17 protein-coding genes are annotated in these 17,507 nt (G+C 69.5%); 12 read left to right on the top strand and 5 right to left on the bottom strand.

Features of this window, described 5'->3' with window-relative positions; genetic code table 11:
* Positions 1 to 5: 5 nt before the first annotated feature.
* Positions 6 to 2,669: a circularly permuted type 2 ATP-grasp protein gene (locus EPN51_RS09750; RefSeq protein WP_293041169.1), complete on the bottom strand. Its 2,664-nt coding sequence runs from the start codon at positions 2,667 to 2,669 to the stop codon at positions 6 to 8.
* 66 nt (positions 2,670 to 2,735) lie between these two features.
* A complete protein-coding gene (locus tag EPN51_RS09755; RefSeq protein WP_293041170.1) occupies positions 2,736 to 3,692 on the bottom strand; it encodes a hypothetical protein in 957 nt (318 codons plus the stop codon).
* A 144-nt stretch (positions 3,693 to 3,836) separates the two neighbouring features.
* On the opposite strand from EPN51_RS09755, the gene EPN51_RS09760 reads away from it, so the two are divergent.
* Together EPN51_RS09760 and EPN51_RS09765 are read left to right on the top strand one after the other, a co-directional pair.
* On the top strand, positions 3,837 to 5,192 hold the full coding sequence (locus EPN51_RS09760; RefSeq protein WP_293041172.1) for a replication-associated recombination protein A: 1,356 nt from the start codon (positions 3,837 to 3,839) through the stop codon (positions 5,190 to 5,192).
* Between the two features lie 6 nt (positions 5,193 to 5,198).
* Positions 5,199 to 5,534, top strand: coding sequence for a hypothetical protein (locus EPN51_RS09765; RefSeq protein WP_293041173.1), 336 nt, complete (start codon positions 5,199 to 5,201; stop codon positions 5,532 to 5,534).
* A gap of 96 nt (positions 5,535 to 5,630) precedes the next feature.
* On the opposite strand, the gene EPN51_RS09770 is transcribed toward EPN51_RS09765, so the two are convergent.
* Together EPN51_RS09770 and EPN51_RS09775 are read right to left on the bottom strand one after the other, a co-directional pair.
* Positions 5,631 to 6,254: a hypothetical protein gene (locus EPN51_RS09770; RefSeq protein ID WP_293041174.1), complete on the bottom strand. Its 624-nt coding sequence runs from the start codon at positions 6,252 to 6,254 to the stop codon at positions 5,631 to 5,633.
* Positions 6,255 to 6,405: 151 nt separating this feature from the next.
* Entirely contained in the window at positions 6,406 to 7,026 is a 621-nt protein-coding gene (locus tag EPN51_RS09775; protein WP_293041175.1) for an antibiotic biosynthesis monooxygenase, read from the bottom strand.
* A gap of 164 nt (positions 7,027 to 7,190) precedes the next feature.
* On the opposite strand from EPN51_RS09775, the gene EPN51_RS09780 reads away from it, so the two are divergent.
* The 10 genes from EPN51_RS09780 (at position 7,191) to aroQ (ending at position 16,789) form a co-directional block, all read left to right on the top strand.
* Positions 7,191 to 7,580: a secondary thiamine-phosphate synthase enzyme YjbQ gene (locus EPN51_RS09780; protein WP_293041381.1), complete on the top strand. Its 390-nt coding sequence runs from the start codon at positions 7,191 to 7,193 to the stop codon at positions 7,578 to 7,580.
* 131 nt (positions 7,581 to 7,711) lie between these two features.
* The gene (gene alaS / locus EPN51_RS09785; RefSeq protein ID WP_293041177.1) at positions 7,712 to 10,432 is read left to right on the top strand and encodes an alanine--tRNA ligase; all 2,721 of its coding nucleotides are present in this window, start codon (positions 7,712 to 7,714) and stop codon (positions 10,430 to 10,432) included.
* A complete protein-coding gene (gene ruvX, locus EPN51_RS09790; RefSeq protein ID WP_293041179.1) occupies positions 10,433 to 10,978 on the top strand; it encodes a Holliday junction resolvase RuvX in 546 nt (181 codons plus the stop codon).
* Positions 10,971 to 12,215 (top strand): endolytic transglycosylase MltG, encoded by a 1,245-nt coding sequence (locus tag EPN51_RS09795; RefSeq protein ID WP_293041181.1) that lies wholly within the window; start codon positions 10,971 to 10,973, stop codon positions 12,213 to 12,215. Before ruvX ends, EPN51_RS09795 begins: the two co-directional genes overlap by 8 nt.
* Complete coding sequence (locus EPN51_RS09800) at positions 12,202 to 13,020, top strand: shikimate dehydrogenase (protein ID WP_293041384.1); 819 nt, start codon at positions 12,202 to 12,204, stop codon at positions 13,018 to 13,020. The genes EPN51_RS09795 and EPN51_RS09800 overlap by 14 nt, the downstream gene beginning before the upstream one ends.
* A gap of 10 nt (positions 13,021 to 13,030) precedes the next feature.
* A complete protein-coding gene (locus tag EPN51_RS09805) occupies positions 13,031 to 13,486 on the top strand; it encodes an A24 family peptidase (RefSeq protein ID WP_293041184.1) in 456 nt (151 codons plus the stop codon).
* 33 nt (positions 13,487 to 13,519) lie between these two features.
* A complete protein-coding gene (gene aroC / locus EPN51_RS09810; RefSeq protein WP_293041387.1) occupies positions 13,520 to 14,725 on the top strand; it encodes a chorismate synthase in 1,206 nt (401 codons plus the stop codon).
* Positions 14,725 to 15,246 (top strand): shikimate kinase, encoded by a 522-nt coding sequence (locus tag EPN51_RS09815; protein WP_293041186.1) that lies wholly within the window; start codon positions 14,725 to 14,727, stop codon positions 15,244 to 15,246. Before aroC ends, EPN51_RS09815 begins: the two co-directional genes overlap by 1 nt.
* Positions 15,243 to 16,334 carry a 3-dehydroquinate synthase gene (gene aroB / locus EPN51_RS09820; RefSeq protein WP_293041188.1) on the top strand — a complete coding sequence of 364 codons (1,092 nt, stop codon included), beginning with the start codon at positions 15,243 to 15,245 and terminating at the stop codon, positions 16,332 to 16,334. The genes EPN51_RS09815 and aroB overlap by 4 nt, the downstream gene beginning before the upstream one ends.
* A complete protein-coding gene (gene aroQ / locus EPN51_RS09825) occupies positions 16,331 to 16,789 on the top strand; it encodes a type II 3-dehydroquinate dehydratase (RefSeq protein WP_293041190.1) in 459 nt (152 codons plus the stop codon). The genes aroB and aroQ overlap by 4 nt, the downstream gene beginning before the upstream one ends.
* Here aroQ and EPN51_RS09830 read toward each other — a convergent pair.
* Positions 16,786 to 17,475 (bottom strand): B-4DMT family transporter, encoded by a 690-nt coding sequence (locus tag EPN51_RS09830; protein ID WP_293041192.1) that lies wholly within the window; start codon positions 17,473 to 17,475, stop codon positions 16,786 to 16,788. The two genes, aroQ and EPN51_RS09830, sit on opposite strands and share 4 nt — an antisense overlap.
* Positions 17,476 to 17,507: the final 32 nt, after the last annotated feature.

Genomic DNA, 17,507 nt, shown 5'->3' on the forward strand with positions numbered 1-17,507 from the left:
TACGGCTAGGCGGGCATCACCCGTCGCACGTCGGGGCCCCAAAGTGGTTGCATGCCACCGGGCAACGCCAGCTGCGTGGTGGTGATGACCTCGGCCAGGGCGCGCAGCTCGGTGTGTACCGAACTGAGCAGGTCCGCCAGCTCGGCACGCCGCCCGTCGTCGTTCACCCGTTCCAGCTCGGCGGGATGGGACCGGCGCAGCAGGGTGCCGATCTCGTCCACCAGCCGTTCCGGGCGCGACGACCCCGAAGATCCGGGCAGGTCCTTGAGATCGGCGCGCAGCCGGTCCAATTGGTACAGCAGCGACCGCGGGTTCTGCGCGTCGAACAGCATCAGCTCGGCCATGGCTGCCACGCTGATCTTGCCCACGGTGCGGCGCCGGTAGATGACCGAGGACTCGCACGCCACCAGCGTCGACTCGATGACGGATTGTTCGGCGGCGGCACCGCGCGCCACGGTCAGCGTCGCCTGCAACAACGCCGTCAGCCACAGGCCGCGTTCGATCCGCTTGCCGATATCCATCATCGTCCAGCCCACGTCGCGCACCATCGACTCGCTGGCCACCCCGGACAGGGTCAGCATCCCGGCCAGCGTCTGTGTCTGGGCCCGGGTGAGCGAGGCGTCGGCCTCGGCGAGCGAGTCCGGCGGTTCGCTGTCGAGTGCCAGCGCGCGTTCCACCGCTGCGAGCACCATCCAGGTGTCGTTGGACATCTGGTCACGCACCGCCCGGGCGGCCAGTGCCAGGCCCTCCACCGACTGCACCAGGGAGCCGGGCCGGTGCGGGTCGACGGTGAGCGACCACAGCGTTGAGGGAGCGACGGCGATCATTTCGGCCCCGTCACCGGCGCCGTCGCCGTCGGCCGCGGTGTCGGTTCCGGTGATGCGGCCCAGCGCGGCCATCAGCACCGGCACGCATTCGCTTTCCTCGCTGTGCTGGTGATGCCGGTACACGTGGAACCTGTCGCGGGCGACGATGAGCAACCGCGCCATGCTCTCGGCGCGCTCGCCGTAGCGGCCGATCCAGAAGAGGTCGGACAGCACCCGCGGAGAGCTGACGCCCCAGGTGCCCGCGGCCGTCTTCACCGGCGGTTCCACGCTCGGCAGGCTGATCGCCTCGGCCCGCGCCCGCTCCGTGGGGCGTACCCAGACATCTTTGGCCGCAATGGTTTTCAACGTGTAGGCGGCGTCCCCGGGCGCCAGCACGTAACCGATGCCGCCGATCATCGGCGCGTAGCCGCCCCGCTGTGCGACGGTGAACAACCGGATACCCACTCCCGCCGACGACAACACGCCGGCGTGGTCGGTCGGCGCGGACGAGAACTGCGGCAGCTCCTGGCCGACCCACTGCCACGGTGCAGTCTCGATCTGGGCCGCCAACTGTGCCAGCTGCCGGGACGAAAGTGTCGGTCCGACAAGCGTTTTGTCGTCGACGGTGGACCTCACCAACAGCGACGACAGGTTCGCCAGCAAGTGGGAGCGCTCGGCGGCGGTGCCGCCCCAGTAGACCGGCGCGCTGGGCAGCAGCAAGGTTTCCGACAGCAGGTGCTCGGCCATCGCGGGCAGGAAGCGCAGCAGCCCAGGGTTTTCCAGGATCCCGCTGCCCAGCGTGTTGACAACGGTCACCGTTCCGCGGTGTTGGGCCTCCACGAGGCCGGCCACCCCGAGACGGGAATCGGCGCGCAGATCCAGCGGGTCCGAATAGTCGGCATCGACCCGGCGCAGCACCACGTCGACGCGTTTCAAGGTGCCCAGCGAGCGCATCCACAACATGCCGTCGCGCACCACCAGGTCCGCGCTCTCCACCATCGGGAAGCCCAGCAGGGTGGCCAGATAGGCCTGGTCGAAAGCGGTTTCGGAGTAGATGCCCGGGGACAGGACCACTACCACCGGATCCTGGGCATCGTCGGGCGCCGCGTCGATCAGCGCCAGCCGCAGGGCCTGAGCGAACGGTGTTGTCGGCCGCGGCGTGATCCTTTCGTAGAGGTCGGGGACCGAGTGCGCGACGACGCGCCGGTCGGCCAGTGCATAGCCGGCGCCCGAGGGCGCCTGCGTCCGGTCGCCGTTGACGACGAAGGCGCCGTCCGGTCGCCGGCTGACATCACAGGCGTGCATGAAAAGCTGGTGGCGCCCGGGGATCTCGATTCCATTGGCGGCACGCACGTAACCGGGGTGACCGAACAGCAGCTCGGGGGGAAGCACGCCGTCGGTGAGCAGGCTGCGCGGCCCGTACAGGTCGGCCAGCACGGCATCGAGCACCCGGGACCGCTGCAGCAGCCCCGCCTCCAGCACCTCCCAGTCGACCGCCGATAGCACGATCGGCAGGGTGTCCAGCTGCCAGGGCCTCGGCTCCTGGCCGCGACCGCCGGGCTCGACGTCGGTGTAGGTGATGCCGTCGTTGTCGATCAGCCCGTGCACCACCGAGCGCAGCCGGTCCAGCCCGGCGCGCCCGCGCTCCGCGATGGCGTCGGCCACCTCCGCCCACGCCGGCCGCACGTTGCCGCCGCGGTCGACGAATTCGTCATAGCCGCTTGCCGGGCCGCGCCGCAGATCGAAGAGCGCTTCCTGGGCACGCGCGGCCCGGTAGCCGGCCAGCAGGCGGTCGGCGTCGTAGTGGCCGCCAGCGCCCGTCGAGGCTGCACCGGTCCCGAATGTCATGTCCGCAAACGCCATTACTGCTGCACGGTACGCACGCGGCGCGAAGCGAGGACGCCCGGCTCGCCGAATCCGCGCCGAGCGTTACGCCGGCGGCGGGCCGGGCTGGTAACCCGCCTGCCCCAGCGGGACAACCTGTCCGCCGGCGAGCTTGCGGTAGGCGTAGGTCAGGACGAGTGCACCGACGGGAACCGCCACCAGCGCGCCGAGGCCGCACGTCAGCAGGCTGACGAAGGCCGCCGCCAGCACCACCAGCCACACCAGCAGTGCGTTGGCGAAGTTCGAGCCGACAAGCGAAAAGCTGGAATTGAAGCCCTTGATTGCCGACTCCGAACGGTCCACCACGAACAGGATGGTGAACTGGACGAAGAGGCTCACGATGAGGCCGGGGACGAAGCAGAGGGAAAAGCCGATCGAGGTGAGAATGCCGACGATCAACGCGGCAACATACGCCATCGCGAAGTTGCGCGGCTTGAAGAACGAGCCAATGGTCACCGGGCGTCCGTCGGCCAGATCCAGGCAGCCGGATAGGAAGGCGGAGTGGGCGAACGCGGACACGAGGTACGCGGCCAGGTAGCCGAGGATGAGCAGCGTCATCCCGCCGCCATTGAGGTTCGCCGTGAAGGTGAAGTAGTCGTCGTCGGAGCCGGACGTGGTCGTGCCCACGTTCTGGCTCAGGCCAATCAGGGCGGAGGCGACGCCGATCAGCACCAAGTAGACGAGAGCCGAAACGACCAGTGTGGCAGCGTTTTTGGTGAACGTGTTCCATGCCCAGCCGAACGCGTCACCGATGCTGAACGCCGGCTTGGGCGGGCCCCCGTACCCGGGCGGGGGTGCGGCGTAACCCGGGGGAGGGCCGTAACCCGGGGGAGGGCCGTAACCCGGGGGAGGGCCGTAACCCGGGGGCGGGCCGTAACCCGGAGGCGGGCCGTAACCCGGAGGCGGGCCGTAACCCGGAGGCGGCGGGGGGTAGCCGGGGGGATTTTGACCGCCGCCCTGAGGGTCGGCCGGGGTGCCTGGATATTCGGGGGGTTGGCTCATGTCCGTCCTTGCTCTCGGATTTCCTCGTGTCTGAAGTTTCCTAGGAGGGAACGCGCGCTGAACTTGGCAAACGCCGAACTTAGCAAAGATGCGGCCTTGCCGCGCGGATTGCCGGGCTCGGCATGGACGTCCGTCCCTCGTGGTATGCCTGAAGCCGTGCCCGACGGTCTGTTTGACCTGCCCGGCGCGCCACAGCCAGACGATCATGGCCGGGGCGTGTCGGGTGGCTCGCCGCTGGCCGTCCGCATGCGCCCGGCATCGCTGGACGAGGTGGTCGGGCAGGACCACCTGTTGGCGCCCGGGTCTCCGCTGCGCCGCCTGGTCGAGGGCTCCGGCGTGGCGTCGGCCATCCTGTACGGGCCACCCGGCAGCGGCAAGACCACGGTGGCCGCGCTGATCTCACAGGCGACCGGCCGCCGGTTCGAGGCACTCTCGGCGTTGTCGGCCGGCGTCAAAGACGTTCGGGCGGTGATAGAAAAGGCGCGCACCGCACTCCTTCACGGCGAGCAGACGGTGCTGTTCATCGACGAGGTGCACCGGTTCTCCAAAACCCAGCAGGACGCGCTGCTGTCGGCCGTGGAGAACCGGGTGGTGTTGCTGGTGGCGGCGACCACGGAGAACCCGTCGTTTTCGGTGGTGGCGCCGCTGCTGTCCCGCTCGCTGATCCTGCAGTTGCGGCCGCTGGGCGCCGACGACATCCGCACCGTGGTGCAGCGCGCGATCGACGACCCGCGCGGCCTGGGCGGGCAGGTCGCGGTCGCGTCCGAGGCCATCGACCTGCTGGTGCGGTTGGCGGCCGGTGACGCCCGGCGTGCTCTGACGGCGCTGGAGGTCGCCGCCGAGTCGGTGGAACCCGGTGGCGAGTTGACGGTCACCGCCGTCGAGCAGTCCCTGGACGAGGCCGCGGTGCGCTACGACCGGGACGGCGACCAGCACTACGACGTCATCAGCGCCTTCATCAAGTCGGTGCGCGGCTCGGACGTCGACGCGGCGCTGCACTATCTGGCCCGCATGCTCGTCGCGGGGGAGGACCCGAGGTTCGTCGCGCGCCGGCTGCTGATCCTGGCCAGCGAGGACATCGGCATGGCCGACCCGACCGCGCTGCAGGTCGCGGTCGCGGCCGCGCAGACGGTGGCGTTGATCGGCATGCCCGAGGCGCAGCTCACCTTGGCGCACTGCACGATTCGTCTGGCCACCGCGCCCAAGTCGAACGCGGTCACCACGGCGCTGGGCGCGGCGATGAACGACATCAGGGCCGGAAAGGCCGGCCCCGTGCCGCCGCATCTGCGTGACGGGCACTATTCGGGTGCGGAGGCGCTGGGTAATGCGCAGGGCTACAAGTACTCCCATGACAGCCCGGATGGTGTTGTCGCACAACAATATCCGCCGGATGAGCTGGTGGGTGTCGACTATTACGGACCGACCGGTCGCGGCGGCGAACGGGAGATGGCGGGCCGACTGGAGCGGCTGCGCGCGATCATTCGCAGGAAGCGGGGTTGAAAAGGGATGAAAACCTTCACCGACGAGGAGATGGGCCAACTGCTGCCCACCGCCAAGCCCTACAGCGTCGTCATCCTCATGCGCGGCCCGAGATTCGGTGACGAGTCGTCGCCGGCGATCATCTGGGAGCACGGCCGGCGCAACTTCGGGCTGCGCGACGACGGAGTGCTCGCGGTGGTGCTGCCGGTCACCGACGAGTCCGATGTCTGCGGCATCGGAGTGTTCGCCGCGACCGTCGACGAGACCGCCGCCATCATGGCCGACGACCCCGGGGTGGCGGCGGGGGTCTTCGTCTACCAGGTGCACACCTGCCGCGGATTCGCCGGCGACGCGCTGCCCTGACCGGGAGCTGGCCGCACACTCGGCACGGCTGGCCGCCGCAGGTCGGCCCGCGCAGGCAGCACACAGGCCGCACACTCGGCACGGCTGGCGGGTGGCCTAGACCAGCTCGGGCACCCGCAGTTGCGCGATCGCCAGCTCGAACTCGGCGACGTCGATCACCTCGGCCCCCAGCTCGCGGACGCGCCTGCTGCGCAGCTCGGTGGCGCGGTCGCGGTTGCGGGCCATCGCGTCCATCGAGTCGAACGTCGAGCAGGTCACCGCCCGGCGGCAGGTGGGGTGGTCGACCAGCAGGCTGGCGCTGCAGAACCCGTCGAGGTGCTCCATTTCCGGCAGCACCGCCATCCGGTAGAAGTCCAGCGACCTGCTCAGCTGATCCGGCACCACTTTGAGCCAGGTGGCGCGCACGCACGCGCCCTGGCCGGAGGGGTGGTCGCGGTGCAGCAGGGCGATGTCCCATTCCTCCAATCGCGCGCTGCCGTCGAACATCAGCGCGGCCCGGTCACGGATGGGCGCGACCCGCTCGGCGCTGCCGCGCATCGCCTCGATGGTCTCCCACGAACTGGTGGCGATGCAGGTGCCGGACTGCCGGTCAACCAACAGCGACAACCCCAACCACCCGTCGATCTCCTTGAGGGCAGGCATGACGACATCGCGAACATGCGCAATTCCGATGTCGACCGACAGGGGTTGCGCCTGGATGGTGGTAGAGCGTGCGTACACGGTTGACCCCTTCTCTGTCGGGGCAGCACCCCGGTGGCGCCACCGGTCCCACCAACCACCTTCCTCCTGCCGGTTCCGCGCCGCAATGCTTTCGGGGGCAGATCGGCGACCGGCCGAATGCCTGGTTCGGCCGGTCTACCGCCCATCTCGATCAGACCAGCTCGGGCACTCGGAGGTGCGCTAGCGCCAGCTCGAACTCGCATTCATCGAGTTCCTCGGCGCGCGCCTCTTGCATCGAGGAGTTCTTCAGCGCGGTTGCCTGCTCCCTGTTCCGCTCCATCGCATCGATGCTGTCGAACGTCGCGGAGGACACGCCACGCCCGGAGGTGCGGTCGATCAGAAGGCTCGCACTGCAGAACCCGTCGAGGCTCTCGAGCTGGGGCAGGACGGACGACTTGTAGTACTCGATGCCTTGATCCATGGTTTCTGGCGGCACCGTGACCCACGTCGCACGTAGGCCCGCCCCCTCGGGTGCGCGGTGGTCGCGATGCAGCACCGCGATCTCCCACTGCTCGACGTTCGCCGTGCCCTCGAACATTTCCGCCGCCCGATCACGGATTCCCGTCACGGCTTCACCGCTGGCACGCATGGACTCGTCGCTCTCCCAGGCGCTGGTGGCGATGCACCGGCCAGAGCGACGGTCGACCAAAAGGGACACTCCGACGCACCCCGGCATGCCTTGCAGCGCGGGCATGACCTCATCGCGAACATGCGCAATTCCGGCGTCGATGGACGAGGGTTGCGCTTGAATTGTGGTAGAGCGTGCGTACACGATCCACCCCCTCTTTGTTCGGGGCAGCGCCCCGGTGGCGCCACCGGTCATGAACCACCTTCCTCCTGCCGGTTGCGCGCCGCAATGCTCAACTGTGGCGGCGCTCACAAACGATTGGCTGGTCGTGACGCCCGCGCCGTAGGCTGGTTCGGATGCATACCGATGTGCTGGACGTGGACACCTCCCGCCGCCGCATCGTCGATCTCACCGAGGCGGTGCGCGGGTTTTGCTGGTCGCGCGGGGACGGTCTGTGCAACGTGTTCATCCCGCACGCCACGGCGGGCGTGGCCATCATCGAGACGGGGGCCGGCTCCGACGACGACCTCGTCGACACGCTGGAACGGCTGCTGCCGCGCGACGACCGTTACCGGCACGCGCACGGCTCCGAGGGCCATGGAGCCGACCATGTGATGCCGGCGCTCATCGCGCCGTCGGTGACGGTTCCGGTCTCGGGTGGGGAGCCGATGCTGGGCACCTGGCAAAGCATCGTGCTGGTCGATCTGAACCGCGACAACCCGCAACGCTCGGTTCGGCTGAGCTTTCTTCAGGGTTAGCGGCCCGGTAGCCGGTGCCACGGAGCAGGTACTGTGAGCGGTCGAAATGCGTCGTGAGACGGGCTTCTCATACCCCGGCGAATAGGCTGGGAACAAGACGTCGAAGTAACAGGAAGAAGCGGACTCCGAAAGTGCAGACACACGAGATCAGGAAAAGGTTTCTTGATCATTTCGTGAAGGCGGGCCACACCGAGGTGCCGAGCGCGTCGGTGGTCCTCGATGATCCCAACCTGCTGTTCGTCAACGCGGGCATGGTCCAGTTCGTACCGTTTTTCCTGGGCGCTCGCACCCCGGAATACTCGACTGCCACCAGCATCCAGAAGTGCATCCGCACCCCCGATATCGACGAGGTCGGGATCACCACCCGGCACAACACGTTCTTCCAGATGGCCGGCAATTTCTCGTTCGGCGACTATTTCAAGCGCCGCGCCATCGAGCTGGCGTGGACTCTGCTGACCAACAGCGTCGAGCGGGGCGGCTACGGGCTGGATCCCGAACGGATCTGGGCGACGGTCTATTTCGACGACGACGAGGCCGTGCAACTGTGGCAGGAAATCGCCGGGTTGCCCGAAGAGCGCATCCAGCGTCGCGGCATGGCCGACAACTACTGGTCGATGGGCATCCCCGGGCCCTGTGGCCCCTCCTCGGAGATCTACTACGACCGGGGACCGGAGTTCGGGGTCGAGGGCGGGCCGGCGGTCAACGAGGACCGCTACATCGAGATCTGGAACCTCGTGTTCATGCAGAACGAGCGCGGCGAGGGCACGGGCAAGGAAGACTTCGAGATCCTCGGGCCGTTGCCCCGCAAGAACATTGACACCGGCATGGGCGTGGAGCGGGTCGCGTTCATCCTCCAAGGCGTGCACAACGTCTATGAGACCGACCTGATGCGGCCGGTCATCGATACCGTGGCCGCGCGGGCGCCGCGCGGGTACGACGTCGGCAACCACGACGACGATGTGCGCTACCGGGTCATCGCCGACCACAGCCGCACCGCGGCCATCCTGATCGGCGACGGCGTCACACCCGGCAACGACGGCCGCGGATACGTGTTGCGCCGGCTGCTGCGCCGGGTGATCCGCTCGGCCAAGCTGCTCGACATCGAGGGCCCCATCGTCGGCGACCTGATGGCCACCGTGCGCGACGCGATGGGCCAGTCGTATCCGGAACTCACCGCCGATTTCGACCGGATCAGGCGCATCGCCGTCGCCGAGGAGACCGCGTTCAACCGCACGCTGGTAGCGGGATCGAAATTGTTCGACGAGGTCGCCGGCACCACCAAAGCCTCAGGTGCGAAAGCTATTTCGGGTTCGGATGCCTTCACCCTGCACGACACCTACGGATTCCCGATCGAGCTCACGCTGGAGATGGCATCCGAGGCCGGCCTGCGCGTGGACGAGATCGGTTTCCGGGAACTGATGGCCGAGCAGCGGCGCCGCGCCAAGGCCGACGCCGACGCGCGCAAACACGCGCACGCCGACCTGAGCGCGTACCGCGAACTGGTCGACGCCGGCCCGACCGAGTTCACGGGTTTTGATGAATTGTCTTCCGAGGCACGGGTTTTAGGTATCTTCGTCGACGGCAAGCGGGTGCCGGTGGTCACGCACGGCACAGAGGGGGCCGATCGCGTCGAACTCGTGCTGGACCGCACCCCGCTCTACGCCGAGTCGGGCGGGCAGATCGCCGACGAGGGCGCCATCAGCGGGACGGGGGCCGGCGGGAGCGCCCGCGCGGCGGTCACCGACGTGCAGAAGATCGCCAAAACCCTGTGGGTGCATCGGGTCAACGTCGAGTCCGGGGAATTCGTGGAGGGCGACACCGTCGTCGCGGCGGTGGACCCCGGCTGGCGCAAGGGCGCCACCCAGGGGCACTCGGGTACTCACATGGTGCACGCCGCGCTGCGACAAGTGCTGGGGCCCAACGCCGTTCAGGCCGGCTCACTGAACCGTCCGGGCTACCTGCGCTTCGACTTCAACTGGCAGGGCCCGCTGTCCGACGAGCAGCGCACCCAGGTCGAGGAAGTGACAAACCAGGCCGTGCAGGCCGACTTCGAGGTGCACACCTTCCTCGAGCAGCTGGACAAGGCCAAGGCGATGGGCGCGATGGCCATGTTCGGCGAGGCCTACCCGGACGAGGTGCGGGTGGTCGAGATCGGCGGGCCGTTCTCACTGGAGCTCTGCGGTGGCACCCACGTGCACAACTCGGCGCAGATCGGTCCGGTGACCATCCTGGGCGAATCGTCGGTCGGCTCCGGGGTGCGCCGGGTCGAGGCCTACGTCGGGCTGGAGTCGTTCCGGCACCTGGCCAAGGAGCGTGCGCTGATGGCCGGGCTGGCGTCGTCGCTGAAGGTGCCGTCCGACGAGGTGCCCGCCCGGGTGGCCAACCTGGTGGAGCGGCTCAAGGCGGCGGAGAAGGAACTCGAGCGCGCCCGGCTGGCCGGCGCGAAGGCCGCCGCCACCAACGCCGCGGCTGGCGCGGAGCGTATCGGTAACGTCCGGGTGGTGGCGCAACGCATGTCCGGCGGGATGACGGCGGCCGACCTGCGCTCCCTGGTCGGCGATATCCGCGGCAAGCTGGGTAGCGATCCCGCGGTGGTCGCGCTGATCTCCGTGATTTCCGCGGGGCCCGAGGGTGAGAGCGCAAGCGTGCCGTATGCGGTCGCGGCCAATCAGGCCGCCCAGGATCTGGGGATCCGCGCCGACGACCTGGTCAAGCAGCTCGCCGCGACGGTCGAGGGTCGCGGCGGCGGCAAGGCGGATCTGGCGCAGGGCTCCGGCAAGGACGCGGCCGGCATCGACGCCGCGCTCGACGCCGTCCGCTCCGAGATCGCCGCGATAGCGCGGGTCGGTTGAGTGGTCTCCGCACAGCACCGCGTTCCCGACCGGCCCGACGATCCTGACCAGGACAATCCGGGGCGGAGACCCCGACCCGGGAGGAGCCTCGGCATCGACGTGGGCACCGTGCGCATCGGCGTTGCCTGCAGCGACCCCGACGCCATCCTGGCCACCCCGGTGGAGACCGTGCGCCGCGACCGCTCCGGCAAACACCTGCGGCGGCTGGCCGCGTTGGTCGCCGAATACGAGGCGGTCGAGGTGGTCGTCGGGTTGCCCCGCACGCTGGCCGACCGCACCGGTCCCTCGGCGCTCGACGCGATCGAGCTGGCCAGCAAACTAGAAGAAATGCTGGCCCGCCGAGTTCCCCCGACTCCCGTGCGGCTGGTCGACGAGCGGCTGACCACCGTGGCCGCGCAGCGATCGCTGCGCGCGGCCGGTGTGCGGGCCAAGGAGCAGCGTGCGGTGATCGATCAGGCGGCGGCGGTGGCGATCCTGCAGAGTTGGCTGGATCGACGCCGCGCCACCCCGACTGGGCCGGCGCCGGGGGAGCGCAGCGATGGTTGACAGCGCACGGCGTGAACGAGCCGAACCCGAGGCCGTGGGTCCGCCGCGGCGCAGGTCGAGCCGCTCGGCCCGGAATCAGGCGGAGCGGGGCCGTCGGCGCCGGCGCGTCGCCCTGAAGACGGCGCTGGCACTGGTGGCCGTGATCGTGGTGGCGGGTGTATTCGCGGGCGGCAAACTGTGGCACGCCGTGTTCGGGCCCGGTGACGACTACACCGGAAATGGCAAGCGCGACATCGTGATTCAGATCAAGGACGGTGACTCGACCACCATGGTCGGGGAGACGTTGCAGAACGAGCAGGTGATCAAGACCGTCCGCGCATTCGTCAGCGCCGCGCACGGCAACAGCAAGATCTCCTCGATCCAGCCCGGCTTCTACCGCATGCGTACCGAAATCCCGGCGGCCAACGCCGTCGCGCGGTTGGCCGACCCGAACAGCCGGGTGGGCCGGTTGGTCATCCCGGAGGGCCGTCAGCTCGACGACACCACCGACATGAAGACCAACGTGGTGAATCCCGGTATCTTCACGCTGATCTCGCGGGCCACGTGCGTGGATTTCGACGGGGACCAGCGGTGCGTCCCGGTGCGGGACCTGCGCGCGGCCGCCACCAACAGCAGTACCGCGGCGCTGGCGGTGCCGCCGTGGGCCGTCGAGCCGGTCACCGAGCTCGGCAAGGACCACCGCCGCATCGAGGGGCTGATCGCGCCGGGGACCTTCAATGTCGATCCGTCCGCGCCGCCCGAGACCATCCTGTCGAACCTGATCAGCGCGGGGGCCGTGGAATACCTGAAGTCCGGGCTCATCGACACCGCCCAGGCGATGGGTCTGTCGCCCTACGACATCCTGGTGGTGGCGTCGCTGGTGCAGCAGGAGTCCAAGTCGCAGGACTTCGCGAAGGTCGCGCGGGTCATCTACAACCGCCTGCACGCGCGCCACACGCTGGAGTTCGACTCGACCGTCAACTACCCGCTGGACCGCCGGGAGGTGGCCACCACCGACGGCGATCGCGCCCAGAAAACGCCGTGGAACACCTACGTGTCGCAGGGCTTGCCGGCCACGGCGATCTGTTCGCCCGGCATCGAGGCCCTGAACGCCGCCGAGCATCCCGAACCCGGCGACTGGTTGTACTTCGTCACCATCGACGGCCAGGGGACGACGCTGTTCACCAAGGATTATCAGCAGCATCTGGCCAACATCGAGCTGGCTAAGCACAACGGTGTCCTCGATTCCGCCCGCTGAGCGCGCACCCAGAAAAGCGGCGGTGCTCGGCAAGCCCATCGCCCACTCGAAGTCCCCGCAATTGCACCTGGCCGCCTACCGCGCGCTGGGCCTGGCCGGCTGGACCTACGAGCGCATCGAATGCGATGCCGACCGGCTGCCCGGGGTGGTCGGCGGGTTCGGGCCCGAATGGGTCGGGGTGTCGGTGACCATGCCGGGCAAGTTCGCCGCTCTGCGGTTCGCCGACGAGCGCACCGACCGTGCGCAGCGGGTGGGGTCGGCCAACACCCTGGTGCGCACCCCGACGGGCTGGCGGGCCGACAACACCGACATCGACGGCGTCGCGGGGGCGCTCGGGAGCGCCTCTGGATGGGCGCTGGTCTGTGGATCGGGCGGCACCGCGCCGGCGGCCGTCGCCGGCCTGGCCCAGCTGGGCGTCAGCGGCATCACCGTGGTGGCGCGCAATCCCGACAAGGCGGCCCGGCTGGTGGAGCTCGGAAACGCGATGGGTGTCGCGACACGGTTCTGCGACCTCGACGGCGGCGGGCTGGCCGACGAGGTGGCGGCCGCCGACGTGCTGGTCAGCACCATTCCGGCCGACGTGGCCGCGCGCTATGCCGGCACCTTGTCCGCCGTCGGTGTGCTGCTCGACGCCGTCTACGACCCGTGGCCGACACCGCTGGCCGCCGCAGTGACCGCCGCCGGCGGCCGGGTGATCAGCGGCGTGCAGATGCTGCTGCATCAGGCGTTCGCGCAGGTGGAACAGTTCACCGGGCTCCCGGCGCCGCGCGAGGCGATGACTTGCGCGCTGGAGGCATCGGATTAGCCTGCCGCGCATGCGGATTGCGGCGGTGTGTCTGGTGCTGGTCTGGTTGGCGGCGCTGAGCTGCTACGACATCCGCGAACGACGCTTGCCCAACGCGCTGACCCTGACCGGGGCCGGGGTAATCCTGGCGGTGGCCGCCCTGGCCGGGTGCGGGTCGTCGGCGCTGGCCGGAGCCGCCGCGCTGACCGCGGTCTATCTGTTGGTCCACGGGGTGGCGCCGGGCGGGATGGGGGCCGGTGACGTCAAGCTGGCCATCGGGTTGGGCGCGCTGACGGGTTGCTGCGGTGCCGGCGTGTGGTTCCTGGCGGCGGTGGCGGCGCCGCTGTTGACCGCGCTGGTCGGGGTGGTCGCCCGGCTTCGCGGCGGTGCCCACGGCGCGGCCGCCGCGGTGCCGCACGGGCCGTCGATGTGTCTGGCCAGCGCGGTCGCGATCGGCCTGGTTCTCGACGGCGGAGCGCGGATTTAAGCCCACCCGGGCAGACATGGGAAGATGGGACGCGTGTTGCGTTGGATCACAGCCGGGGAGTCGCATGGCCGTGCGCTGGTGGCCGTGCTCGAAGGCATGGTCGCCGGTGTGGAGGTCACCTCCCTCGACATTTCGGAACAGTTGGCCCGTCGCCGGCTCGGTTACGGCCGCGGCGCCCGGATGGCATTCGAGCGGGACGCGGTGAGCGTGCTGTCCGGGGTGCGGCACGGCGTCACCCTGGGCGGGCCCATCGCCGTCGAGATCGGCAACACCGAATGGCCGAAGTGGGAAACCGTGATGTCGGCCGACCCGGTCGACCCGGGGGAGCTGGCCGACAGCGCGCGCAACGCCCCGCTCACCCGGCCACGGCCCGGCCACGCCGATTACGCGGGCATGCTCAAGTACGGTTTCGACGACGCCCGGCCGGTGCTGGAACGGGCCAGCGCCCGCGAGACCGCGGCCCGCGTCGCCGCGGCGACCGTCGCCCGGTCGTTCCTGCGTCAGGCGCTGGGCGTCGAGGTGCTCTCGCACGTGATCGCGATCGGCCCGTCGGCGCCCTACGACGGGCCCCCGCCGGGTCCCGGAGACCTGGCCGCGATCGACGCCAGCCCGGTCCGCGCGTATGACGCGGCGGCGGAGAAGGCGATGATCACCGAGATCGAGGCGGCCAAAAAGGACGGCGACACCCTCGGCGGTGTGGTCGAGGTGGTGGCGCTGGGCCTGCCCGTCGGGCTGGGCTCGTTCACCAGCGGCGACAACCGGCTCGACAGCCAGCTCGCCGCCGCCGTCATGGGCATCCAGGCGATCAAGGGCGTCGAGATCGGCGACGGATTCGAGACGGCTCGCCGCCGGGGCAGCCGCGCCCACGACGAGATGTACCCGGGCCCCGACGGCGTGGTCCGCTCGACCAACCGCGCGGGCGGGCTCGAGGGCGGCATGACCAACGGCCAAGCCTTGCGCGTGCGCGCCGCGATGAAGCCGATTTCCACCGTGCCGCGAGCGCTGGCCACCGTCGACATGGCGACCGGCGACGAGGCCGTCGCGATCCACCAGCGCTCGGACGTGTGCGCGGTGCCGGCCGCCGGCGTGGTGGTCGAGGCCATGGTCGCGCTGGTGCTGGCCCGCGCGGCGCTGCAGAAATTCGGCGGCGATTCACTGGCCGAAACCCGCCGCAACGTCGAGGCCTACCAGCGTGCGGTCGCCGAGCGGGAGTCGCCGGCCGCCCGGGGCACCGCGTGATGGCGCCCAAAGCGGTCCTGATCGGCCTGCCGGGGTCGGGCAAGTCCACCATCGGGCGGCGGCTGGCCAAGGCGCTCGGCGTCGGCTTTGTCGACACCGATGCGGCGATCGAGCAGCGCACCGGCCGCCGCATCGACGAAATCTTCGCCACCGACGGCGAGCGGGAATTCCGCCGCATCGAGGAGGACGTGGTGCGCGCGGCGCTGGCCGACCACGACGGCGTGCTGTCACTGGGCGGCGGTGCCGTCACCAGCCCGGGGGTGCGCGAGGCGCTCGCCGGCCACACCGTCATCTACCTGGAGATCAGCGCCACCGAAGGCGTGCGCCGCACCGGTGGCAACATGGTTCGGCCGCTGCTGGCCGGGCCCGATCGCGCCGATAAATACCGGGCGCTGATCGCCGAACGCACTCCGCTGTACCGGCGGGCGGCGACCATCCGCGTCGACACCAACCGGCGCAATCCCGGCGCGGTGGTCCGCTACATCGTTTCGCGGTTGCAGGCCCCGGCAGGCGCCCGATGACCGACCCCCGTGAGCCCGTGACCATCGAGGTGGCCGTCGATCCGCCGTACCCGGTGATCATCGGCACCGGCCTGCTCGACGAGCTGGACGAACTCCTCGGCGGCCGGCACAAGGTGGCCATCGTGCATCAACCGGCACTGGCGGAAACCGCGGAGGTGATCCGAAGCCGGTTGGCGGACAAGGACGTTGACGCGCACCGCATCGAAATCCCGGACGCCGAAGACGGCAAAGAACTTCCGGTCGTGGGCTTCTTGTGGGAAGTGCTGGGGCGCATCGGGATTGGGCGCAAGGACGCGTTGGTCAGCCTCGGCGGCGGCGCGGCCACCGACGTCGCCGGTTTCGCGGCGGCCACCTGGCTGCGCGGCGTCGACATCGTGCACGTGCCCACGACGTTGCTCGGCATGGTCGACGCCGCCGTCGGCGGCAAGACCGGCATCAACACCGACGCGGGAAAAAATCTGGTCGGATCGTTCCATCAGCCACGCGCGGTCCTGGTCGACCTCGCGACGCTGCAAACGTTGCCGCCCAACGAACTCGTCGCCGGGATGGCCGAAATCGTCAAGGCCGGCTTCATCGCCGATCCGGTGATCCTCGACCTCATCGAGGCCGACCCGCAGGCCGCGGTGGACCCCTCGGGTGAGGTGCTCGCGGAGCTGATCCGCCGCGCGATCGCCGTCAAGGCGGAGGTCGTCGCCGCCGACGAGAAGGAGTCGGAGCTGCGCGAAATCCTCAACTACGGACACACATTGGGGCATGCGATCGAACGCCGCGAGCACTACGAGTGGCGGCACGGCGCCGCGGTGTCGGTAGGCCTGGTCTTCGCCGCCGAACTGGCCCGCCTTGCCGGGCGGCTCGACGACGCCACCGCGCAACGTCACCGCACCATCTTGTCCGCGCTCGGCCTGCCGGTCAGCTACGACGCAGACGCGTTGCCGCAGTTGCTGGAATACATGGCCGGAGACAAGAAATCGCGCGCCGGCGTGCTGCGGTTCGTGGTCCTCGACGGACTGGCCAAGCCGGGCCGGCTGGCCGGCCCCGACCCGTCGCTCCTGACGGCGGCCTACGCGGGACTCGCGGAGGAGTCATGAGCACGACGGTGAACGTCAACGTGCAGGTTATCAACGGTCCCAATCTGGGCCGGCTGGGCCGGCGCGAGCCCGACGTGTACGGCGACACGACGCACGAGCAGCTGGCGGCGCTAATCGAGCGGGAAGCCACCGCACTCGGCCTCAAAGCTGTTGTGCGACAAAGCGATGACGAGGCTCAGCTGTTGGACTGGATCCACTCGGCCGCCGACGCAAAAGATCCGGTGATCCTCAACGCCGGCGGGCTCACCCACACCTCGGTGGCGCTGCGCGACGCGTGCGCGGAATTGAGCGCGCCCCTCATCGAGGTGCACATCTCGAATGTGCATGCGCGCGAAGAGTTTCGGCGGCACTCCTACCTCAGCCCCGTTGCGACCGGGGTGATCGTGGGGTTGGGAGTGCAGGGCTACCTGCTCGCCCTGCGCTACCTGGCCGCGGCGGGCAACGCCGCCGGCTAATCCTTCTTCGGCTCTCCGCCCGGCTTGGTGTGCTCGTCGCCGGCCGTCGGGATGGCCTCGGTCTTCGGGTCGTCCTCGGTCTTGGCGATCGTCTCGGTGGGCCCCTCGCGCTCGGCCGTGGCGACCGCAGTGGTCCGCGCTTCGGCGTGGGCCGCTGGGATCTCACCGGTCGGAGTGTCATCGCCGCGAACGGCGGTGAACACATCGGTGTCACTGTCCCGCTGCTGCTTTGCGCCAAGGCCGTGGTGTTTTTCCGGCGTCTTCTCGAACTGCCGGTCCACCCGCCAGCGACCGACGGTCACGCCGATGATGCCGGGCAGGAAGACGCACAGCGCGGTGAAGGCCGCGAACGTCGTCACCTCGTTGATCAGCCCCCCGGTGTACAGGCCGTTGTACACAAGCGCGATCAGCCAGGAGACGGCGCCACCGAGCAGACCCGCGACCAGGCCGGCCAGCAGCCAGGTCATCGCCAGATCGCCGCGGCGATCCGGATCGCGGTTGGCAATGGCGTCGGCCCGGCCGTCGAGAACCCCCCACACGGCCACCGCGATGATGAACAGAATCAGCAGCGCCACGCTGAACAGACCAGCCTGCGTCTGCCACGCGTTGATCAGCGCACCTTGGAACAATCGAACGACGACCATCGCCGCGGCGTACACCAATCCGCGCAGCATCCAGTTACTCATGGCCCAAAAGCGTAGCGAGTACCGTCAAGACC

Origin of the sequence: Mycobacterium sp. (assembly GCF_004298145.1) — a bacterium.
Taxonomy (GTDB): Bacteria; Actinomycetota; Actinomycetes; order Mycobacteriales; family Mycobacteriaceae; genus Mycobacterium.